Source organism: Rhodococcus sp. NCIMB 12038 (assembly GCF_002165735.1).
Classification (GTDB): Bacteria; Actinomycetota; Actinomycetes; order Mycobacteriales; family Mycobacteriaceae; genus Rhodococcus_F.
Window position 1 is genome coordinate 76,021 of the sequence record NZ_NHML01000015.1, and the last position, 21,457, is coordinate 97,477.

23 protein-coding genes and 1 tRNA gene are annotated in these 21,457 nt (G+C 66.9%); 14 read left to right on the forward strand and 10 right to left on the reverse strand.

Annotated elements, in window-relative coordinates:
• Positions 1-178: 178 nt before the first annotated feature.
• Positions 179-652, forward strand: a complete 474-nt coding sequence (locus CA951_RS23200; protein ID WP_087559058.1) for an Rrf2 family transcriptional regulator — start codon at positions 179-181, stop codon at positions 650-652.
• 1 nt (position 653) lies between these two features.
• On the forward strand, positions 654-1,835 hold the full coding sequence (locus CA951_RS23205; RefSeq protein WP_087559059.1) for a globin domain-containing protein: 1,182 nt from the start codon (positions 654-656) through the stop codon (positions 1,833-1,835).
• Positions 1,836-1,853: 18 nt separating this feature from the next.
• On the opposite strand, the gene CA951_RS23210 is transcribed toward CA951_RS23205, so the two are convergent.
• On the reverse strand, positions 1,854-3,362 hold the full coding sequence (locus CA951_RS23210) for a glutamate--cysteine ligase (RefSeq protein ID WP_087559060.1): 1,509 nt from the start codon (positions 3,360-3,362) through the stop codon (positions 1,854-1,856).
• A 118-nt stretch (positions 3,363-3,480) separates the two neighbouring features.
• Between CA951_RS23210 and CA951_RS23215 the strand changes: the two genes are divergently transcribed.
• Positions 3,481-3,741, forward strand: coding sequence for a hypothetical protein (locus tag CA951_RS23215; protein WP_087559061.1), 261 nt, complete (start codon positions 3,481-3,483; stop codon positions 3,739-3,741).
• A 4-nt stretch (positions 3,742-3,745) separates the two neighbouring features.
• Here the strand turns inward: CA951_RS23215 and CA951_RS23220 are convergent, their stop codons facing one another.
• Together CA951_RS23220 and cycA are read right to left on the reverse strand one after the other, a co-directional pair.
• Entirely contained in the window at positions 3,746-4,534 is a 789-nt protein-coding gene (locus CA951_RS23220) for a M23 family metallopeptidase (protein WP_087559062.1), read from the reverse strand.
• Between the two features lie 113 nt (positions 4,535-4,647).
• Positions 4,648-6,120, reverse strand: coding sequence for a D-serine/D-alanine/glycine transporter (gene cycA / locus CA951_RS23225; protein ID WP_179220286.1), 1,473 nt, complete (start codon positions 6,118-6,120; stop codon positions 4,648-4,650).
• A gap of 133 nt (positions 6,121-6,253) precedes the next feature.
• Here cycA and CA951_RS23230 point away from each other — a divergent pair, with 133 nt between their 5' ends.
• Entirely contained in the window at positions 6,254-6,511 is a 258-nt protein-coding gene (locus tag CA951_RS23230; RefSeq protein WP_087559203.1) for a hypothetical protein, read from the forward strand.
• Here the strand turns inward: CA951_RS23230 and CA951_RS23235 are convergent, their stop codons facing one another.
• Positions 6,512-7,282, reverse strand: a complete 771-nt coding sequence (locus CA951_RS23235; RefSeq protein ID WP_087559063.1) for a dienelactone hydrolase family protein — start codon at positions 7,280-7,282, stop codon at positions 6,512-6,514.
• 71 nt (positions 7,283-7,353) lie between these two features.
• Between CA951_RS23235 and CA951_RS23240 the strand changes: the two genes are divergently transcribed.
• Positions 7,354-7,429: transfer RNA gene (locus tag CA951_RS23240), tRNA-Arg, on the forward strand.
• Between the two features lie 256 nt (positions 7,430-7,685).
• Here the strand turns inward: CA951_RS23240 and CA951_RS23245 are convergent.
• Positions 7,686-8,894, reverse strand: a complete 1,209-nt coding sequence (locus CA951_RS23245; protein ID WP_087559064.1) for a hypothetical protein — start codon at positions 8,892-8,894, stop codon at positions 7,686-7,688.
• A gap of 130 nt (positions 8,895-9,024) precedes the next feature.
• Complete coding sequence (locus tag CA951_RS23250) at positions 9,025-9,897, reverse strand: alpha/beta hydrolase (RefSeq protein WP_256974044.1); 873 nt, start codon at positions 9,895-9,897, stop codon at positions 9,025-9,027.
• Positions 9,898-10,590: 693 nt separating this feature from the next.
• Here CA951_RS23250 and CA951_RS23255 point away from each other — a divergent pair.
• On the forward strand, positions 10,591-11,787 hold the full coding sequence (locus tag CA951_RS23255; RefSeq protein WP_143543088.1) for a hypothetical protein: 1,197 nt from the start codon (positions 10,591-10,593) through the stop codon (positions 11,785-11,787).
• 244 nt (positions 11,788-12,031) lie between these two features.
• Here CA951_RS23255 and CA951_RS23260 read toward each other — a convergent pair whose 3' ends face one another.
• Together CA951_RS23260 and CA951_RS23265 are read right to left on the reverse strand one after the other, a co-directional pair.
• The gene (locus CA951_RS23260; protein ID WP_087559067.1) at positions 12,032-12,907 is read right to left on the reverse strand and encodes an amidohydrolase family protein; all 876 of its coding nucleotides are present in this window, start codon (positions 12,905-12,907) and stop codon (positions 12,032-12,034) included.
• Positions 12,908-12,970: 63 nt separating this feature from the next.
• Positions 12,971-13,507, reverse strand: coding sequence for a ribonuclease H (locus CA951_RS23265; RefSeq protein WP_087559068.1), 537 nt, complete (start codon positions 13,505-13,507; stop codon positions 12,971-12,973).
• 72 nt (positions 13,508-13,579) lie between these two features.
• On the opposite strand from CA951_RS23265, the gene CA951_RS23270 reads away from it, so the two are divergent.
• The 8 genes from CA951_RS23270 to CA951_RS23305 all read left to right on the forward strand — a co-directional run bounded on the left by CA951_RS23270 (position 13,580) and on the right by CA951_RS23305 (position 19,757).
• Positions 13,580-14,506, forward strand: a complete 927-nt coding sequence (locus CA951_RS23270) for a DNA-3-methyladenine glycosylase (protein ID WP_087559069.1) — start codon at positions 13,580-13,582, stop codon at positions 14,504-14,506.
• A gap of 127 nt (positions 14,507-14,633) precedes the next feature.
• The gene (locus CA951_RS23275; RefSeq protein WP_087559204.1) at positions 14,634-15,329 is read left to right on the forward strand and encodes an energy-coupling factor ABC transporter permease; all 696 of its coding nucleotides are present in this window, start codon (positions 14,634-14,636) and stop codon (positions 15,327-15,329) included.
• Entirely contained in the window at positions 15,326-15,673 is a 348-nt protein-coding gene (locus CA951_RS23280; RefSeq protein ID WP_179220287.1) for a PDGLE domain-containing protein, read from the forward strand. The genes CA951_RS23275 and CA951_RS23280 overlap by 4 nt, the downstream gene beginning before the upstream one ends.
• 2 nt (positions 15,674-15,675) lie before the next feature.
• Positions 15,676-16,440 (forward strand): cobalt ECF transporter T component CbiQ, encoded by a 765-nt coding sequence (gene cbiQ, locus CA951_RS23285; protein WP_087559070.1) that lies wholly within the window; start codon positions 15,676-15,678, stop codon positions 16,438-16,440.
• Positions 16,437-17,231, forward strand: a complete 795-nt coding sequence (locus CA951_RS23290; RefSeq protein WP_087559206.1) for an energy-coupling factor ABC transporter ATP-binding protein — start codon at positions 16,437-16,439, stop codon at positions 17,229-17,231. The genes cbiQ and CA951_RS23290 overlap by 4 nt, the downstream gene beginning before the upstream one ends.
• A 50-nt stretch (positions 17,232-17,281) precedes the next feature.
• Positions 17,282-18,352: a class I SAM-dependent methyltransferase gene (locus CA951_RS23295; protein ID WP_087559071.1), complete on the forward strand. Its 1,071-nt coding sequence runs from the start codon at positions 17,282-17,284 to the stop codon at positions 18,350-18,352.
• 182 nt (positions 18,353-18,534) lie between these two features.
• A complete protein-coding gene (locus CA951_RS23300) occupies positions 18,535-19,137 on the forward strand; it encodes a hypothetical protein (RefSeq protein WP_087559207.1) in 603 nt (200 codons plus the stop codon).
• A 191-nt stretch (positions 19,138-19,328) separates the two neighbouring features.
• Complete coding sequence (locus CA951_RS23305; protein WP_087559208.1) at positions 19,329-19,757, forward strand: hypothetical protein; 429 nt, start codon at positions 19,329-19,331, stop codon at positions 19,755-19,757.
• Positions 19,758-19,864: 107 nt separating this feature from the next.
• On the opposite strand, the gene CA951_RS23310 is transcribed toward CA951_RS23305, so the two are convergent.
• Together CA951_RS23310 and CA951_RS23315 are read right to left on the reverse strand one after the other, a co-directional pair.
• Positions 19,865-21,061: a CaiB/BaiF CoA-transferase family protein gene (locus tag CA951_RS23310; RefSeq protein WP_256974046.1), complete on the reverse strand. Its 1,197-nt coding sequence runs from the start codon at positions 21,059-21,061 to the stop codon at positions 19,865-19,867.
• A gap of 8 nt (positions 21,062-21,069) precedes the next feature.
• Positions 21,070-21,435, reverse strand: a complete 366-nt coding sequence (locus CA951_RS23315; RefSeq protein ID WP_087559073.1) for a helix-turn-helix transcriptional regulator — start codon at positions 21,433-21,435, stop codon at positions 21,070-21,072.
• Positions 21,436-21,457: the final 22 nt, after the last annotated feature.

Here is a 21,457-nt window from a genome sequence, read left to right on the forward strand (position 1 = left end):
CCACCGATTCGGGCTCTCCGGCCGTAGCCGCAGCGACCGGATTGGACGATGATGAGAAGTGGAGTCGTGTGCCTCGCGCGAATACGACTGCACCACTACCCATTTCGGACCATCCGATCCCGAGCGATGTCGGTCACAAATTTGGTATCCGGGATGCGAATTAAAGTACGTTCGGGTCATGCAACTCACCCAGTTCACCGACCTCGGACTGCGGGTGGTCATGCGACTGGCCGTGGCCGGGGAGGGCGAACGGCCGGGTAGCCGGGCGATCGCCGAGGAACTGTCGGTGTCGTACACCCACGCCGCCAAGGTGATCACCCGACTCGGCGAACTCGGCATCGTCGACGCACGGCGCGGACGTTCCGGCGGCCTGGCCATCACCGAACTCGGGCGCACCGCATCCGTCGGCTGGCTCGCCCGCCGACTCGAAGGCGACGGGGAGGTCGTCGACTGCGACGGCGCCCAGCCGTGCCCGCTGCGATCTGGGTGCCTGCTGCGGTCGGCGCTCCGGCGCGCGCAGAACGCGTTCTTCGAGTCGCTGGGCGGCCTCACCGTCGAAGACCTCACCCAGACCCCCACCGGAACCGTGCTGCTCGCCCTCCCCCGGGTGGCCACCTCAACTTCCCAGATTTCTCGAACGATCGGAGAATGACATGCTCTCGCCCACCTCGACGGACGTCATCCGCGCCACCCTGCCCGTGGTCGGCGCCGCGATCTCGGACATCACGACGCTGTTCTACCGCAAGATGTTCGACGCTCATCCCGAACTCGAACGAGACCTGTTCAACCGCGGGAACCAGAAGCAGGGCGAACAGCAGAAGGCGCTGGCCGGTGCCATCGCCGCGTTCGCCGCCCTCCAACTCGAGCCCGATCAGGCGCGCGTCGACCTCATCCTGTCGCGGATCGCCAACAAGCACGCCTCGCTGGGGATCGAACCGTCGCAGTACGCGATCGTGCACACGCACCTGTTCGCAGCCATCGTCGAGGTCCTCGGCGACGCCGTCACTCCCGAGGTCGCTGCCGCCTGGGACGAGGTGTACTGGCTGATGGCGGAGACCCTGATCGCGATGGAGGCCGGCCTGTACGCCTCCGCGGGCGTGGCCGCCGGTGACGTGTGGCGCGACGTGCGGGTCCGCGAGCGCAGGCACGAGTCCGCGGACACGGTGTCGTTCGTGCTCACCTCCGTCGATGGCGCACCGCTTCCGTCGTTCGCTCCGGGGCAGTACCTCTCCGTCGCGGTTCGCCTGCCGGACGGCGCACGCCAGATCCGCCAGTACAGCCTGTCGTCGGCCCCGTCGCGCGGCGACTGGAGGATCTCGGTGAAACGCGCCGGTGAGGTGTCGAACTTCCTGTACCACAACGTCTTCGAAGAGGACGTCCTGACAGTGTCGACGCCGTTCGGCGACCTCGTCCTGCAGGACGACGACGCACCGCTGCTCCTGGTCTCCGCGGGCATCGGGTGCACCCCGATGATCGGGATGCTCAGCCACCTCGCCGACACCGACGACAGCCGCCCGATCTCGGTGCTCCATGCCGACCGGTCCGCCAGCAGTCACGCGCACCGCGCGGAGCTCACCGAACTGGTGGAACGCCTGCCGTTCGCGGTGATGCACCGCTGGTACGAAGACCTGGGCACCCGACGTCCCGAGGGCGGCTTGCGGGAGGGACGGGCCGACCTCGGTGAGGTCACGATCGCGCCCGGCACCCGCGCCTACCTGTGCGGCCCGCTGCCGTTCATGCTCGGAATTCGCGAGGCGCTTCTCGCGAAGGACGTGCCCGCCGGGAACATCCACTACGAGGTGTTCGGACCCGACAGCTGGTCGGCCACCGTGTGACTGCAGGCGCGGCGCCGTTCACACCGGCCAGGTGTGGACGGGGCTGCCCTCACGCATGTTCTCCACGTACTGACGCAACATGGCGGCCAGGGCTTCGCGGCGGCTCAGCCCGGCGTTCTCGTGCCGGACCACCTGCGCACGCTGCCACGACGCCCCCGTCTGCCGGGTGACGCACCGGCCCTCGATGACGCTGAGGTACCGGTCGCGGGCCTTCGCCGACAACCCGAACGCGGCGAGTCCTTCGTCGGCGATCGGCAGCAGCCTCCGCAGGACCAGTTCGTCGGCGCCCGCGAACCCGACACCGGGCCAGTACAACCCGGCATCCATACCGAACTTCGCGCCGGCGTGCAGGTTCTCCTCGGCCGCGTTGAACGACATCCGCGACCAGACCGGCCGATCCGATTCGACGAGCCCGCGCAGCGCGCCGTAGTAGAACGCCGCGTTCGCCATCGTGTCGAGCACCGTCGGGCCCGCGGGGAGCACCCGGTTCTCGATCCGCAGGTGCGGTTTGCCGTCGTCGCTGTCGTACACGGGTCGGTTCCACCGGTAGATGGTGCCGTTGTGCATCTGCAGTTCGTTGAGGTCCGGCACCCGGCCCGCGTCGAGTTCGGCCGACGGGTCGACGTCGGACACCTCCGGCAGCAGCGCCGGGAAGTACCGGGAGTTCTCCTCGAACAGGTCGAACACCGACGTGATCCACCGCTCGCCGAACCACACGCGGGGCCGCACACCCTGGTTCTTCAACTCCAGGGGACGCGTGTCGGTGGCCTGCGCGAAGATCGGGATGCGGGACTCGTGCCACAACGCCTTACCCGCCATGAACGGTGCGTTCGCCGCGAGCGCCACCTGGGCACCGGCCAGGCACTGCGCGGCGTTCCAGTGAGCGGCGAATTCGTCCGGCGCGACGCGCAGGTGCAGTTGCAGCGACGTGCATGCGGCTTCCGGGAGCACCGAATTGGCGTCCACCTTCAGCTGTTCGGCGGCCCGCCCCTCGAGCGGCACACCCTCGAGGTCGAGTTCGATGTCCTCACCGCGGGCGGCGAAGATCTGGTCGTTGAGCTGCTCGTAGCGGGGGTTCGCGGTGATCCACTCGCGGCCGAGATGCTCGAGTTCCAGCGTCGGCAGCATGCCGACCATCACCAGCTGGGCGTCGTGCCCGTGGATCCGGGCGTCGGCGACGTGCAGCGACGCCCGCAGGGTGCGTTCGAGCTCGAACATGCCCTCACCGATCAAGGGACCCGGCCGGACGTTCATCTCGACGTTGAACTGGCCGAGCTCGGTCTGGAACACGGCGTCGTCGTCGATCGACTCGAGGACCGCGAGATTCGACATCGCGGGCGTCATGTCGGCGTGGACGAGATTGAACTCGATCTCCATGCCCAGCATGGGCCGCGGCGGGTCGACGTCGTCGACGAACGCGCCCTCCCGCAGCATCCTCTCGAGCGCGTCGACGCACATGAGCACCTTCTGCCGGAACATGCGCCGGTCTTCTCGGGTGAATGTCCGAGACGTCACTTCGCGACCCATACCACTCCCCAACTGCGCGTCGAACTGCGCTCACGGGGGAGCATATCCGTTCGGCCCGCGCGAATGAGGGATGGCGGGCTAACCTCGAACCAGACGCTGGTGAGCGGAAGGACCGGAGATGACGCCTGATACCGACTCCAAGAAGAAACCAGAGTTCTCCGTGGGCACGCGCGTGAAAACGCGGCACTCGGCCGATCACGAACTGGCCGAGAAGAAGTGGCCCCTGGAGGCCGGCGTCATCGTCGACGATTTCGCCGGCGTCCAGGACATCAGCAACGATTCGTACGGCCGGGACTGGGCCGTGTCACGCCGCTGGGCGATCGCCCTCGACGGCGGTCCACTCGTGTTCCGCAACGACGACGATCTCGAGCCCGAGTAGGCCCTTACGCGTTGGCGCCCGCGTTGCCCCAGGTGACGGACACGCCGCGCTCCTGCAGCCAGCGCCCGGGATCGATCTTGTTTCCGTTCGCGTCGTGTACCTCGAAGTGCAGGTGCGGTCCGGTGGACTGGCCGCGGTTGCCGACGTGGGCGATTTCCTGCCCTGCGGTGACGCGCTGACCCACGTTCACGGTGTAGTCGTTGACGTGTCCGTAGATGGTGACGGTGCCGTCGTCGTGCAGCAGACGCACCCACAGTCCGAAGCCGGACGCCGCGCCGGCGTCGATGACCTGGCCGTCGGCGGCCGCGAGCACCGAGGTGCCGATGGGCGCCGCGATGTCGATGCCGCCGTGGTGGGCTCCCCAGCGGGAACCGAAGTCGGAGGTCAGCTTGCCCGACACCGGCTGAACCGTGTGGGGCTTGACCGGGTTGACGGAGGACAGCCACTGCTGGGCCTGGGCGCCGAGGTCCGGGCCGCCGAGGTTCTGGGCGGCGGTGCCGAGGTCTGCGGGCAGTTCGAATCCGGCGGGGACGACACCAGCCGGGATCTCGAACGGCAGGCCCGGCAGGGTCTGTGCGCCGCTCGTCTCATGTGAGTCGACGGGAGCCGCAGCGGCGTTTCCCGCACCCAGCTGGGCTGCACCGACCACGATGGCTCCGGTGGCGGCCGCGACAGTCGCGGCCTTGATGCCCACACCCGCTCCGGCCTGCTGGTTGCGATGGCGCCCGCGCGCCGCGTCCGGATCGATCTCGAAGCGAATCGAAGACCCGCTCGCCCGGTGGTGGGAACCCACAGTAAATACCTCGTCAGTCGTCGGATTGCAGCTCTCCCCATCCGGGGTGGGCTCCTCTGTCTGGCGACGAATGTAACAAAACGATATAGGCCCGCGCCACCGTTACCGAACGTTTATGTTCGGCGCTCCTCGAGTTCCGCCTTGAAGGCGGCATAACGAGCGCGGTGCGGGGCACGCCGGCGAATCACCGCCCACGCGATCCCGAGCACGATGAACCACACCGGGGTGACGAGAAGCGCCTCGAGGGTGTCGTCCTCCTGTGTCAGCGCCCAGATGAGGAAGACGAAGAAGGCCAGGACGACCCAGCACATCACGACCCCGCCGGGCATCTTGAACTTCGACGCCTCGTGCAGTTCGGGGCGGCGCTTCCGATACACGATGTAACTGGCCAGGATCATCGTCCACACGAAGATGAACAACACCGAAGAGATTGTCGTCACAGTCGTGAACGCCTCGATCACCGAGTCGCCGGAGAACAGCAGCGCGATCGCCGACAGCAGGAAGGCACACGAGAACATCAGCGCGTTGGCCGGAACCTTGCGGGAACTGAGCCTGCCGAGCCTGGACGGTGCGTCACCCTCCTGCGCGAGGCCGTAGACCATCCGGGACGTCGAATAAATCCCCGAGTTGGCCGAGGACGCCGCGGACGTCAGCACCACGAACTGGATGACTCCCGCCGCGATCCCCAGACCGGCGAGCGTGAACATCGCCGTGAACGGGCTCACCCCGGGAACCACCTCACGCCACGGCGTGACCGAGATGATCACGATGAGCGACACCACATAGAACAGCAGGATGCGGATCGGGATGGAGTTGATGGCCTTCGGCAGGTTCTTCTCCGGATCCTTCGCCTCGGCCGCCGTGGTCCCGACGAGTTCGATACCGACGAACGCGAAGACCGCGATCTGGAATCCGGCCACGAAGCCCATCGCGCCGGTCGGGAACATGCCGCCGTCGTTCCACAGGTTGTCGAATCCGGCCTCCGAGCCGTTCGGCGACGTGAAGTGGGTGAACACCATCACGAGTCCGACGACGATGAGGCTGAGGATGGCGATGATCTTGATCAGCGCGAACCAGAACTCGGTCTCGCCGAATGCCCGCACGGTCGGCAAATTCAGCAGCAGGAGGGCCGCGATGGCGACCAGCGCCGGGATCCACAGCTGGAGGTCGGGCCACCAGTACCGCACGTAACCGGCGATCGCGATGATGTCGGCGATACCCGTGACAATCCAGCAGAACCAGTACGTCCACCCCGTGAAGAACCCGGCCCAGGGGCCGAGCAGGTCGGCCGTGAAGTCGGAGAACGACTTGTAATGCAGGTTGGAGAGCAGCAACTCCCCCATCGCCCGCATCACGAAGAACAGCATGAAGCCGATGATCATGTAGACGAAGATCACCGACGGTCCGGCCAGCGAGATCGTCTTCCCGGACCCCATGAACAGGCCCGTGCCGATTGCCCCGCCGATCGCGATCAGCTGGATGTGCCGGTTGGAGAGTTGCCGGGAGAGATGCGGTTCGCCCGCCGCTCCCGTCCCCGGGTCGCCGCCCGATCCGATCGAGTCCGTCGAGGAAGTGCGGTCAGCCATGGAACACCTGCAACCCTTCTCAGTCCTTGCCGTCACCGTCCGAAAGCGTGGGTCACGTTACGCCGGGGACTTGACAGAGGCCGAGTAGCTAAGGCTAACCTCAGTTCGTTACTTCGAGGCGAGGAGCATGCACATGATCGAGGACCTGATCGAGATCGCGTACGCTCAGGGCGCTGTCACCTACGTGGGTCAGACCGCCGGCGGCGTCGACGAGTACGAACTCGCTCGGGTCGATTCGGTCGCGTCCAGCGTCACGGTCACGGTACGGGCCGACGGCAAATTCGCGAAGGCCACCAGCATCGAGGGATACCTCAGCCTCGGCCAGGTCGTCCGGGCATGCGGACTCGACTACCGGCACGCCACCTCCAGCGCCCGCCAGTACACCCACTGATCAACCCAGGTGCTCCCCGAAGAAACCGTCGATCCTCGTCCACGCATCGGCGGCGGCCTCCGGGTCGGGCACCATCCCCGTGACCTTCATCAGGGGACGCATCACCTTCGGTCCGGCCAATGCGTCGTTCAGGAACGTATGGCCGGCCGTCGGATACTCCTTCACATCGTGGACCACACCCGCCCGGGTCAGCGCCGACTCCAACTTGGCTGCCGCTTTCGGCAGGGCGAAGTCCTTCCCGCCGTAACTGGCGACCACCGGGCACGCCCCCGCAACCGCCGCGTCCAGGTCACGCGGCAGGACCCCGTAGTTCGGGGCCGCCGCGTCGAACCCGGTGCGCAGCGTCATCAGAGCGAACCCGCCACCCATACAGAATCCGATGACCCCGATCTTCCCCGTGCAGTCCGAAGACCCGGCCAGCCACTGACGTGCCGCCTCGATGTCCCCGTACGCCCGGCCCTTCCCCGAGAGCATCGCCCGCATCGTCGACACCAGGCAGCGTCGCGCACCGCCTGCACTGAACAGATCCGGCGCCAGAGTCAGAAACCCCGCCGACGCCAGCCTGTCCGCCTGACGCCGCATCACGTCGTCCAATCCGAACGCCTCGTGCACCATCACCACACCCGGCCACGGCCCCTCCCCCGACGGCCTCGCCAGATAGCCGTGCAAGTTCAGCGAACCGTCGTGCCGCGCAGCGAGGTCGGTCAAGTCGATCTCGGACATGTACGTCTCCCGTTCCGTCGTCACTTCCAGAACATCTGCGACAACCATGCCCTCCCCATCGCGAGCGCACCACCATTCCCGCTACACTCACCTCGGTGTGCGCCCCGCGCGTGCACCGCGCCTTCGTAGCTCAGGGGATAGAGCAACCCTCTCCTAAAGGGTAGGTCGCAGGTTCGAATCCTGCCGAGGGCACCACGCTCGCTCAGGTCCGGCAGAATTGCCGATCCAAGTCCGGAGTGAAGCAGACATCAGCCCGACTGATGTACGGCCGACAGTCCCCCACACCCTCAGCCGGGACGGCTGTGGTGATGCCCAGTAGCGGAATAGGTGGGCCGAGAGCAGTGGCTCCTGGCACTCGAAGAGCTGATCCTCGACGCCCCACCAACGCCCGGGTGCGGGACACTCCTGCGACGACCAAATCAATTGCTGCAATCGACGCCGCTCGGGCTAGCTAGCCTGCATGGCCCCGTGGCCGGTCCGTCGTCTTGGTCGGCCGGTTGCTGCCGAAGAGTTTTCGTGCCTGGTATCGCACCAGCCCGAATCCCACGTCGATGACGTAGAAACGAGCGGTCACGAGGAATTCCTGAAACTTGTTGCGGTTGACCGCATGGTTCAGGGCACGGACGAGTTCGGTATCGGTTTCGCCGAGTTCCGCCAGCCGCTCGAGGTTCTCGCGAGCGAACAGCTCACCGCCCTCCCCGGCGGCGTTCAAGTACATGCGGCGGACCGCCCTCGACGGGATCTCCCGGGGCAGGCTCGTGCACTGTCCGGATGCACCCACGATATGGAGTCCGATCATCGTCCGCAGGCACTTCTCGCATCTACCACAGTTGTATTTGCTCGCCAGATTGAACCAGCACACCCGTAGGTGATTCATGGCGACCGCGGACTCCTTGATCCGGGCCAGTTTGGCAACACGGTCCGCTTCGATGCCGTCGTGCACGATCTCGACATCACTGCTCGACCACAGCGGATCGAGGTCGGGATGCGTCCCGAGCGGGGCGAGCCGCGATTCGTCGTCGGACGCCGGAATGTAGACCTTGCGCAGGTGAGGGGACAACAGTAGCGAAACGTGAGCGAGGAAGGCGCCGTGTGCCTGACTCTGCCAGTGCGGTCCGTGCTTGGCGTGGAGCAGGCGAACGTTGGATCGGACCTCGATCAGTTCTTTCCCGAGTTCGGCCGCCATCGTTCGGGCCCGATCGACCGCCTCCTCCCACAGCACGTGGTTGTCGAGGCTGATATCCAGTCCGTGGATGATGATCAGGTGCGTGATCTCACCGAGATGCTTCAGTGCGGTGTAGAAGGAGTCCACGCCGCCGGAGAAGAAGCACCCGACCCCTCTACGGTCCTGCTCCGCCGGGCTGGGTGCCACGGTCTCGGCCTGCGTGGAGGTGCGCTGAAGCAGCTCGGGGAACCACTCGAGGAGCACGTCTTGGGCAGCCAGGCTGCCCTTCAACGCGGTGTGGTCGACGGCCGGGGTGATTGCGAGCTGCAACCCTTTCCGCATCGCTGTCACACGAAGCGTGGGCAGCCACGGGGTGCCGGAGACGTCGACTGCCACGTCGGATTCGGTCCACACGGTGAACGATTCGCCATCGATCACAAGTTCCGCAGTCGAGCGGTACGTGTCGTCAACCGACACCGAAGCCTTCAGTTCCATTGCCGCACCTCAATGTAGGTATGCATTCGAGTTCCTCGTTCAGCTCTGTATGACTCTGGCAAGTTACCGCACCGTGTAGTCGTCGGCCGAGCAACCATCGGAGTGGGACCGGGGAGGAAGGAAGCCGACGTCACTGAGCACCGGGCCCCGCAGGGGCGCCTACCTGCCTGACCAACTCCCGAATCTCCTGCGCGACGAGATGGGGTTCGACCAGCGGTATGTAGTGATTACGCTTCACCGAATACACGTGCCGTCCGGACGGGGAGAGTTCCGCGGTTCGGCGGTGCGCGGCGCCGAGGAAATCGCGATCGCGATCCTTCTCGGGTGGGATCCTGTTCGACGAAATCGTGGTCAATGTGACGTCGGGTATATGGGGGCCACTGTCGTGAAGTGCAGTGAAACTTTCGCGGAAGGCTCGCCACTCGGCCCACGCCGCGCGGACGGACTTCATCGTCGATCCTTCGTCGACCGCTTCCTGCAGCGCCGCACCCTGCAAGAAGCGGTAGTAGGACTTCCCCAGCAGCGGGCGAAGAAGTTTCAACCGCGCCAGAATCAATTGCGAACCGTACAGCACCGAAGCACCCCGCATGGCTGCCATCATCCGCTCGGGTTTGCAGATCTCCGACACTTCGTCGACGAGAGCGACGGCCTTGATCGTGGCCGGTCGACGGTTCGCCGCCACGCGTACCACCGGGCCGCCGTAGCTGTGTCCCACAACGACGCAGGGGCGGTCGACGGTGGCGTCGAGGACGGCCAGATGGTCGTCGAGTATCCGATCGAAATCGCGTCCGGTCTCGTCGGGGTCGCTGAGTCCGTGCCCCGCACGGTCGTACACGATGGTGTGTGCAAACTCGGCAACCAGTGGTTGAACAAGCGACCAGGTCGATCGACTCTTCCCCATCCCAGCCTCGAAGAACACCGACACCGACCCATCTCCGGCAGTGCAGTAATGCAACCGACGATCGGCGACGAGAACAAAGCCGGACTTGGTTTCAACAGGCATGGTGGAGCGGCCCTTCGGTCGGGCGCCGTGCGGCAGCGACGTGTCACGCCTCGAAATGCACCGCTACGCGCCTAGTTTCCTGCTCGGTGGTCTCTCGGAAGTTGGCACAGTTACTGATTCGAACTGATCCACCATACCCAGCATCGAAAATCGACTCGCTATCACCATCGACAGTGATGACAGCCGGACGGGACGGGTGCGGGAATCCATGGATCTCTAATACCTGAGGTCGGTTATCGGGCGAGCTCGCAAACTCGACTGTCGAACCACCCCTTCCAATTTGGACTAGGACCGTCAAGTCGATGCACTGCGCCCACCTGACCACCGGCGACGCGCGACTGCGCGAGCACGGGGTTGGTTTGCAGGTACTCGAGCAAGGTATCGAGGCTGCCACTCGGGTGTATCGAGGGTCCGATGTTCGCGGCGACCTCGCCACTCAAAACCATTGCTGTAATTGCCAACCCGTGGACCCAGTGGTCGACATAGCCTGTGCCGTATGCGGCGACTGCCCGATCCGCGCCGGAGCTCGATCTGCCTGATTACATCCGTGCGGCGTTACTGTGCGGGTCACGTTCGGGAAGGTCGAGCCGGTACGGCACACTTCGACGGAAGATGGTGGAATCGGGATTCGGTGGTGTGACGACCGGGCACGCGCGTGCCTGGCATCATCACCGTGAAGAGAGGGATCAAGGCATGGCTGTGCAGGCATCCATCGACTTCGTCGGGGTGAACGTCGTCAAATCGGTGTTCTCCATCGATGGCAAGCAATTCACCGTGCAGACATCGGCCAACGTTTCCCTGGATCGGAGCGGAACGCCATGGCTGCCCCCGGGAGTCGTGGTGGCGATGACGACCGAGCAGGACTTGGAGCTCGACGCCCCCGTCGATCCTGCCGCACTGTCCGGTGCCGAACAAGCACGTGACCTACTGCACTCGTGGTACCCGCAACTCCACACCCCGAGCGTCGACGCGCCCGTTATGTCAACGAGGGACCATGAGGGCGGCGGCGTCGGATGCTTCTTCAGTGGCGGCCTCGACGCCTTCTACTCCGTTCTGAAGAATCGAGCCGAGATCACACACCTCATCCTGGTGCACGGATTCGACATCGATCCTCGTCGCCCGGAACCGTACGAGCAAATATCGGCAGGTGCGCGCGAAGTTGCTGCCGAGATGGGCGTAGAGCTGATCGAGATTCGTACCGACCTCCAGTTTCTCCACGCGAGACACGGAAACAACTGGGGTAGCACCGCACATGGCGCTGCGCTCGCGCATGTGGCGCTCCTTCTTTCACCCCACCTGCGCAAGGTGATCGTGGCCGCGTCGGGATCGTACGACTCGGGCAACATGACCCCGCACGGGAGTCATCCGGATCTCGATCCGCTGTGGTCGAGCGAGAATCTCCAGATCGTTCAGGACGGCACCGAGGCGAACCGGGTCGACAAGGCCGCGGCCATCAAGGACAGCGATCTGGCGATGCGCCACCTGCGCGTGTGCAATTTGAACTGGGACGGCGACTACAACTGCGGGGAGTGCGAAAAGTGCATCCGCACAATGATCAACCTTTACATCGCCGGTGGGCTGGAGAAATGTAGGACGCTTCCCCACACGATCCCGACCGAACGAATGAGCCGCATGCACGTCACGTCGGGCGCATTCCCCTTCGCAAAGGAGAACCTCGACGCGATGCGCGCCCGGGGAATCCACGACGACGAGCTGGAAGCCGCTCTGCAACGCATTCTCGACCGCACCCCCCTCGAACAGCGAATTCTCAAGTACCGGTGGTTGCTCTTGGAAGTTGCGCCGCGCGTACCGCGCGTCTTGATCGGCCTATTGGTTCAGCGAGTCCGCACAATGCGCGCTGATCGATCGGCGCACTCTTCGCAGCGTTGACCGGGTCTCGAGCGAGCCGAGAGAGAAGGGCAGCGACGCCAGCAACCAGTGTCAGCCGTACGTAGTCGTCGAACGTCTCGCCGTCGTTGAGGTCGTCATCCATCGGGGCCGCCTTGGTCGCGTGGGAATCGCAGCGTAGGCACGCCGACCGACATGTCACGGACTCCGTATCTACCGCAGGGTCGGCACCGACGGCGAATGACGGTGACGCGGAATCCGATAGCCGCGGCACCGCACGACGGGGTCAGTCGATCGCGAAGAGGCGCGCCGCGTTGTCGTGGCACACCGCCCGCAGCCACGGCTCGCCGAGGTCGAATCGGGTGAGGCCCTCGAGCGCGTCGAGGTAGGGGTACGGGATGTTGGGGAAGTCGCTGCCGAACACGATTCGTTCCCGCAGTTCCGACAGCCGGTGCACCTGGTCGCGCGGAAACGGTGTGGCCGCTTCGGTGTAGTCCGTGAACGTCATCGTGGTATCGAGATACACGTTGGAGTACTGATCGGCCAGGTCCAGGAATTCCCGGTACTCCGGCAGGCCCATGTGGGCGATGATCAGGTGCAGCCGCGGGTACCGCGACAGCAACTCGGCGATCGGGCCCGGGCCCGTGTGGGTGCCGGGCGCGGGCCCCGACCCGCAATGGGTGACCACGGGGACACCCGCCTCCTGCAGCACACCCCACACGGGATCGAGGAGCGGATCGTTCGGCGAGTAGTCGCCCACCTGGATGTGGGACTTGAACACGCGCGTGCCCGACTCGATCGCCTCCGCGACGTACGCGGCCGCGGACTCCTCCGGGTAGAACGTGGACGTCCGCAGGCAGTCGGGGGTCTGCGCGGCGAACTCGGCCGACCACTGGTTCAGCCACGCGGCCATCTCAGGCTTGTGCGGGTAGATCATCGACGTGAACCGCCGGACGCCGAACCCGCGGAGGTGCTCGACGCGGACGTCCTCCTCGTGCCGGTAGTGGATGGGCCACTCACGTCCGGTGAGGGGACCGACGGCGTCGAAGTAGCCCCACACCTTCTCCATCACGTTCGCGGGCATGAAGTGGGTGTGGACGTCGATGATGCCGGGCAGCCCCAGCGCACGCCAGAACTCCTGCACCCGCAGATCCTCGGACAACTCTCTTCTCTCCTCGACGCAGTGCCGGATCACGGACCCCGGCGGATCGGAACGGGGGCCGACTCAGAACAGCGTGAACGCGTCCTCGGCCTCGGGGGTGGCTGCGACAGGCGCAGGGGCAGGGGCCGGGGCCGGTGCGGGGGCAGCGACCGGCGCCGGTGCGACCGCGCCGGATGCGACGGCACGGGCCGCCTCGCCGGCGAGGACGTCGGCCATCTCGTTGTAGTGGTTGCCGACGTGGCCGCGGACCCAGCGGAAACGGACCGGCCCGGGGCGTTCGCTGATGGCCCGGTCGATGGACTGCACCAGCCCGAGGTTCTTGACGGGAGCACCGCCCGCCGTCTTCCAGCCCTTGCGTTTCCACCCGGGCAGCCATTCCGACGCGCACTTGATGGCGTACTGGGAGTCGGATTCGATCAGCAGCGGATCGGCGCCGGGATGCGCGGTGATCGCTTCGAGCAGCGCCCGCAACTCGGCGATCTGGTTGGTCCCGGAGGGTTCGCCACCCGATTGGCTGGGACCCTCGTGATTGACCCATGCCCAGCCGATCGCCCCACCGGGGTTGCGGAGGCAGGATCCGTCGGTACTCACGATGATCATGGCTGGGACTTTACGTGCGCGCTCCGACAGCCGCCGGTAGCGGTCGCCTTCACAGTGGATACGCTGCATTCGATGACGGCTTCGCTGGACGTGGTCGAGACCACCGTGACCGCGCGGCGTCCCCTGGACGTCGCCATGTCGTTGCGGCCGCTGCAGCGCGGGAAGGGCGACCCCTGCCACCGCCGGACTGCCGACGGCGCGATCTGGCGGACGTCGGTGCAGAAGTCGGGCCCGGTCACCTATCGCCTCACCCAGATCGACCGTCACTCGGTGCGCTGCCAGGCGTGGGGTGCGGGTGCCCACGAGCTGGCCGCGGGACTGGGCCGCCTCGTCGGCGAGCACGACGAGTGCGCGGATTTCGCCCCCGACCATCCGATCCTCGTCGAGGCCCATCGGCGTTTCCCGCACCTGCGCCTCGGCCGGACGGACCGGGTGCTGGAGGCCCTCGTGCCCGCGATCCTCGAGCAGAGGGTGCACGGCATCGCCGCATTCGCGTCGTGGCGGCGTCTCGTGTGGAAGTTCGGCGCGCCGGCCCCCGGTCCGGCCCCGGACGGGATGCGGCTTCCCCCGACCGCGGACGTGTGGCGGCGGGTGCCGTCGTGGGAATTCCACCGGGCCAACGTCGACCCCGCCCGATCACGCACGATCGTCCGCTGCGCGCAGGTCGCCGACCGGCTCGAGAAGATCGTCGACCTGCCCCGCGAGGAGGCGAACCGCCGGCTGATGTCCATTCCCGGCGTCGGGATCTGGACGGCGGCCGAGGTGTCGCAACGCGCGCTCGGCGATCCGGATGCCCTCTCGGTCGGCGACTATCACCTGGCCGCGATGGTCGGGTGGTCGCTGCTCGGGAAGCCCCTCGACGACGCCGGGATGGTGGAGTATCTGGCCCCGCTGCAGCCGCACCGCCAACGCGCCGTGCGACTGCTCGAGGTGAGCGGGCAGGCCGTCAAACCCAAGTTCGGGCCCCGTACGGCGCTCGTCGACCACAGCTGGCACTGACCGTCATTCGCACACTCCGCCTGCCCGCGTTCCGTTACCTGTGAACACCTGTTCAAGTGTTCATACGAACAACTAGACTTCGAAGGATCAGCCGCCGGCCGGAGGAGACGCCGTGGAATCCGTGGCAATGCACATGAGTGACGGCCTGATCAACGCACCGACCTCCCTGCTGTTCGTCGTCGTCGCCGCACTGGGACTGTCGATCGCCGCCTGGCGTGCGCGCTCGGAACTCGACGAACGCACCGCACCGATGGCCGGTCTCGTCGCGGCATTCATCTTCGCGGTCCAGATGGTCAACTTCCCGATCCTTCCCGGTGTGAGCGGCCACCTCCTCGGCGGCGCGCTCGCCGCCATCCTGGTCGGCCCGTACACCGGCGTGCTCTGCATCTCGATCGTGCTGATCGTGCAGGCCCTGCTGTTCGCCGACGGTGGGCTGACAGCACTGGGGGCGAACATCACCAACATGGCGATCATCGGGGTGGTCGTCGGATATGGCGTCGCGGTGGCGTTGCGTCCGCTCGTCGTGCGGCAGGAGCGACTGCGATTCCGCGTCCTCGGCGGGATTTCGTTCGCCGCGGCCCTGTGCGGAACGGTGGCGGCGTCGATGGGCTTCGTGCTCGAGTACGCGATCGGCGGACACGTCACGTCCGGGGAGTCGACGTCGCTGGGCGCGGTGGCCGCCTACATGCTCGGGGCGCACGTGCTGATCGGCATCGGCGAGGGCATCATCACCGCCGTCACGGTGACGGCCGTCGCGAAGGCGCGCCCCGACCTCGTGTACCTGCTGCGGACGGCACCCCGGCGAGTGGAGGTGCGCGCGTGATCTCCCTCCGCCGCTTCCTGATCGGCTTCGCGCTGGTGGCGCTGCTCGTCGCCGGCGCGGTCTCCTACCTCGCCAGTTCGAGTCCGGATGGTCTCGATGCCGCGACGACGCGCGGGTGCGAGACGGTGGAGACCGACACCGGGGAGGCGCTCGTGGGTGACTGCATCGCCCGGAACGCGTCCGCGCATCACCTGTCGGACTCGCCGCTCGCCGGCTACACGGTGGCCGGCCGGGCGCATCTCACCGGGGTCGCGGGCGTCATCGGCGCGACCGCGACGTTCGTCGTCGCCGGTGGCCTGTTCTGGCTGCTCGCCCGCGCACGGCGCAACCGAACGAGCCCCTGACCGTGGGTGCCGGTCACGCCCATCCGCTCTACCTCGACGGTGTCTCCCCCCTGCACCGACTGCCGGCCGAGGTCAAGATCGTCTACGCCGTGGTCTTCGTCTTCGCGGTGGTCGCGACGCCACGCGAAGCGTTCTGGGCGTTCGCCGGGTATCTCGCCGTCCTGATCGTGATCTGGCGGATCGCCGGCATCGCGCTCACGTGGATCGGGCCGAGGATGCTGATCGAGTTGCCGTTCGTGACGCTCGCGGTGCTGTTGCCGTTCGCCGAGGGCGGCGCCCGCGTCACCGTCGCCGGACTGTCGCTGTCCGTCGCGGGCCTCTACGCGGCCTGGGGCATTCTCGTGAAGGGCACTCTCGGCGTCCTCGTCTCGCTGACACTCGCCGCGACGACACCCGCCCGCGACCTGCCGCTGGGTCTGGCGCGGCTACGCGTGCCCGCGATGCTCACCACGATCGTCGTTCTGATGCTGCGCTACCTCGACCTGCTCACCGCCGAGGTCGAGCGGATGCGCACCGCCCGGCTGTCCCGCGGCGACGACCCCCGCACGTTCCGGCAGATCGGAGCCACCGCCCGGGGCGTCGGTGGGTTGTTCGTGCGTTCCTACGAGCGCGGCGAGCGCGTCCACCTGGCGATGCTGTCGCGCGGGTTCACGGGTTCGGTTCCCACGATCGGAGCGCCCCCGGCGACCGCTGCGGCGTGGCGGGCGGGGCTCGTGCCCGCGGTGTGCGCGGTGGGGATCTGTCTCACGGCGTGGGTGCTCCGATGACCGCGGCCGTGCACCTCGAGGGCGTCTCGTTCGCGTATCCGGACGGCCGGGCCGCGCTGCACCGGATCGACCTCACCGTGGAATCCGGCGAGCGGGTGGCCGTCCTCGGTCCGAACGGCGCGGGCAAGACCACGCTGATGCTGCACCTCAACGGCATTCTGACAGCCACCGAAGGCAGCGTCACGGTGGGCGGGCTGGCTCTTGCGCGGGGTGCGTCGCGGGACACGTTGCGCGAGGTCCGGCGTCGGGTCGGCATCGTCTTCCAGGATCCCGACGACCAGTTGTTCATGCCCACCGTCGCGCAGGACGTCGCGTTCGGCCCGGTCAATTTCGGGGTCACCGGGACCGCGCTCGACGAGCGGGTGCGCGACGCGCTGGCGGCCGTGGACATGACGGCGCATTCCGGCCGCAACCCCGCGCGCCTCTCGGTGGGCCAGCGGCGCCGGGTGGCGCTGGCGACCGTCCTTGCGTGTGCCCCGAACGTCCTCGTGCTGGACGAGCCGTCGAGCAATCTCGACCCCGTCGCCCGGCGCGAACTGGCCGAGGTTCTGCTGGGTATCGACACCACGCACCTGCTCGTCACGCACGACCTCCCGTACGCCGCCCAGTTGTGCACGCGCGCCATGATCCTCGACGAGGGGCGCCTGGTGGCCGACGGTCCGATCCTGGAGTTGCTCGGCGACGCCGAGTTGCTCGCCCGGCATCGCCTCGAGTTGCCGTGGGGTTTCCGGCTTCCCACGACCGGGCCTCATTCGCCCGGCGAACGATCCGTGACACCGCCGACCGGGTAGCCCACGATGGGGTGACGAAGCTTCGCCCGCACTCCGACCGGAGGTCAGCGATGTCCGCACCCGAAGCCGATGCCGCGACGGTGTCCCAGCGCATTTTCGACGCGTCGCTCGGGGCCATCGACCTGCTGGCCGTCCACCTGGGAGACCGCCTCGGCTGGTACCGCAGTCTCGCGTCGGAGGGCCCGGCGACGGCGGACGAACTGGCGGAACGCACGTCCACTCATCCGCGGTACGCGCGTGAGTGGCTCGAGCAGCAGGCCGTGTCGGGACTGCTCACGGTGGACGCCGCGGACCCGCCGAGGTTCACGCTCCCGGCCGGCGCCGCCGAAGTACTCACCGACGAGCAGAGTCTCAACTATCTGGCACCGCTCGCGCGGATCTTCGTCGCGGCGACCACGCAGATGCCCGCACTGCTCGAGGCGTATCGGACCGGCGGCGGCGTGGGGTGGTCCCAGTACGGCGCTGATGCCCGTGAGTCGCAGGCCGATATGAATCGGCCGTGGTACGAGCAGGTTCTTCCCGGTGCGCTGGCATCGGTCCCCGAGGTGGACGCGCTGCTCCGGACGCCCGGCGCCACCATCGCCGACGTCGGATGCGGCGGCGCCTGGTCCACGATCGCACTCGCGCGCGCCTACCCGGACGCCGCGCTCCACGGCTACGACATCGACACCGCGACCGTCGAACTCGCGAGGTCCAACGTCCGTGAGCGGCCGGATGTCGCCGATCGGATCACGATCACCGAATCGGACGCCGCGGGAATTCCCGAGGGTAGTTGCACCGCGGCCTTCGCGTTCGAGTGCATCCACGACATGCCCGCTCCGGTCGAGGTGCTGGCCGCGGTCCGCAGGGCGCTGGCCCCCGGCGGTGCGATGATCGTGATGGACGAGGCCGTCGACGACGAATTCTCCGCGCCGGGAAGCGACGTCGAGCGGCTGATGTACGGCTTCAGTCTCACCGTGTGCCTGCCCGACGGCATGAACCACACTCCGAGCGCGGGCACCGGAACGGTCATGCGCCCGAGCACATTGCGCGGCTACGCCGAGTCCGCCGGTTTCGGCTCCATGGACGTCCTGCCGATCGAGGATTTCGGGTTCTTCCGGTTCTACCGGCTGACGGTGTGATCCTCGCACCGGCAGCCCGATACGTACGTATTTTGTGGAAAGGCCGAAAACTGGGGCGTCCGAAGGGGGAAGATGTCTGCAGTAGGCAGGTTACGGACGCTTTCGCCGGTCGGGGCAACTGTGAAGCGCCAGGTCGAACCAGATTTGTCGTTTGTCATCCGCTACTACGCATGGGAAACACCATGAAACTGCATAGAGTGACAGCGCCCGCAGCGCTGCTGATCGCCACCCTGTGCGTCGGAATGGGTACCGCGTACGCCGCCCCCACTCCCGCCGACCAGGCCGTCATCTCGCACACCAGTCTCAGTGCCGACGGCCGATCGGTCGGCACTGCACTCGACGCGGGACAATTCACGCTGTCGCGGACGGCCGCCGCCGTCGACATCGTCAACGATTCGGGAACTCCGGTGGGCACGATCCCGCTGCGCTACTCGATCGCCGGTGTGCAGTTCGCGATCGATCCGCTCGTCACCGACGGCGGCCGGTTCCTGAGCCTGACACCCACGACGACCCCCGTCGCGGGAACACTCGCGCTCACCCCGGTCGACAGGGATTCCGCGTACGCCAACATGATGACGCAGCTCGAGATCGGCTGGGTGAACGGCGGCGGGACCGCGACCGCGATCGGCGCGGGCATCGGATTCGTCGCCGGCTGCATCTTCCTCATCCTCGGCGGGTGTCTCCCCGGTGCCGCGGTAGGCGCAGCGATCGGCGCCGTCACCGGGATCAGCAACGCGAACCCCGCTGCGACACCGGCGGTTTACGAATTCCTCGGAACCCTGTAGCGGGACATCCGTTACGACCTCGAGCGACGATTTCGGGAGGACTATGGTTAGTTCGCACACGGGGAGCATCACCGCGCACCCACATATGCATGTAGCCGTTCCGGTTTTCCAGCGAATATGGTCCACGCACAACGATGTTCGGTGCACTCAGGTGGGGATCGTGTTCGTCCTACGACATGGTGGGAATTTCCATGAAACTCTTGAGAACTCTGGCATTGTCCATATTCGTCGTGTCCGCGATGGCCGTCGGGGCGGGAACGGCGTACGCCGATCCGGCACCGCAGGGAATCGACTGGTCGCAGCCGCTCATGACCCCGGCCGCCGACGGCGGTAGCAGCCAGGTGGCCGAGCAGTTCTTCCCGGAGAACGAGACCAAGCAGGACGCCTTCGACACAATGACCAACGAGATCAATACCGGCTGGAACAACGCGGGCCTGCAGGGCATGGCGATCGGTTCCAACGTGGGCATGGCCATCGGGTGCGTGTCGATCTTCCCCAACTTCATCGCAGGCTGCATCGTCGGCACCGTGGTCGGCACCATCGCCGGCGCCGTCATCGGTATCGGTGTGGGCAACCCCAATGCCCAGCCTGCCGTAGAGAAGTTCTTCGCCACACCCTGAGCGAAGAGCGGGCTGCAGCCCCGGCCTCACTCGGGCCGGGGCTGCGGCGTGTCCGCCCACGACTGGTTGATGCATGGCCAGTTGATGCGCTTAGTGAACTGCTGGGGTCAGCCGACGACACCCTCTGCGCGCCGGTTCGCGATGTCCTCCGCCGACCAGCCGAGTTCGCCGAGGATCAGGTCGGTGTGCGCGCCGAGTGCGGGCACGTCCCCCATCCGCATCTCCACGTCGGAGAACGTCATCGGCGGCAGCATCGCGCGGATCGGCCCGGCCTCGGTGCCGACGTCACGCCAGCGGTCGCGCTGATCGAGTTGCGGGTGCTCGATCAGCCCGCCCAGGTCGTTGAGTTCCGCCGCCGGGATCCCGGAGTCCGCGAGCGCCTGGTCGAGGGTGGCGCTCGTGAACCGTTGGGTCTCCTCGGCCACCAGAGCGTCCACCTCCGCCCGGTGCTGCACCCGCAGCATGTTGGTCGCGAACCGGGGATGGTCGGCGAGGTCTGGCCGTTTGAACACGTCCGTCACCAGTTGCCGCCAGCCGCGGTCGTTCTGGACGCCGATGAGGATCTGCCCGTCCAGGGTGGGATACGAGTCGTACGGGACTATCGCCGCATGCCCGAGCCCGACCCGCGGGATCTGCGTGTCGGCGTACATCTTCATGTACATCGGATGGCCCAGCCACTCCGCGGTCGCGTCGAACATCGACACGTCGATCCGCGCTCCCACACCGGTGCGCTGCCGCCGGAACAGGGCACCGAGGACCGACGTCATCGCGTACATTCCCGCGGCGATGTCAGAGACCGGGACACCCGTCTTGGTCGCGGTGTCCGGGGTGCCGGTCACCGAGATCATGCCCGTTTCCGCCTGGACCAGCATGTCGTACGCCTTGCGTTCGCGCCGCGGCCCGGCCGACCCGTAGCCCGACATGTTCACGACGATCAGTGCCGGATGCTCGGCGCGCAGTGCGTCGGCGCCGAACCCGAGGCGGTCGGCGGCGTCGGGTGCGAGATTCTGGATGAAGACGTCGGCCTTCGCGATCAGCTTCGCGACGGTATCCCGTCCGACCTCGGACTTCAGGTCGACGCCGATCGATTCCTTCGACCGGTTCAGCCACACGAAATGCGAGGCCTGCCCGAATACCGCGTCGTCGTAGTTGCGAGCGAAGTCGCCCTCGCCGACGCGTTCGATCTTGATGACCCGCGCGCCCATGTCCGCGAGATGGCGGGTGGCGAGCGGAGCGGCCACGGCCTGCTCGAGTGCCACGACGGTGATGCCGTCGAGCGGCAGCAGTCCGGGGTCGTTCTCCATATCGGGATTCACCTTTCTTCTTCGGCTCCCGTGTGATTGTGATAGTGCGTGGCCCCGATGGTGTGCAGCAGTTCGTGCACGGTGTCGTCGGTGAGCCGGTACCGCATCGAACGGCCGTCCCGCGTCGCCGACACCCACCCCTGGTTGCGGAGCAGCCGCAGCGCGTGCGAGACGGCGGTCCCGGTCATGTCGAGGGCCGCCGCCAGGTCGCCGACGCAGATGTCGGGGGCGTGGTGCAGGCACAGCAGCAGCCGGAGGCGGTTGCCGTCCGACAGCAGTTCGAAGCGGCCCGCCCAGCCGTCGATGTCGGGGGTGTGCAGTGCCGCCGCCGCACGCCGAACGTCCTCGGGGTTCAGGGCGGGGGTGGCGGCCATCACGCCAGTCTACAAACGCCGC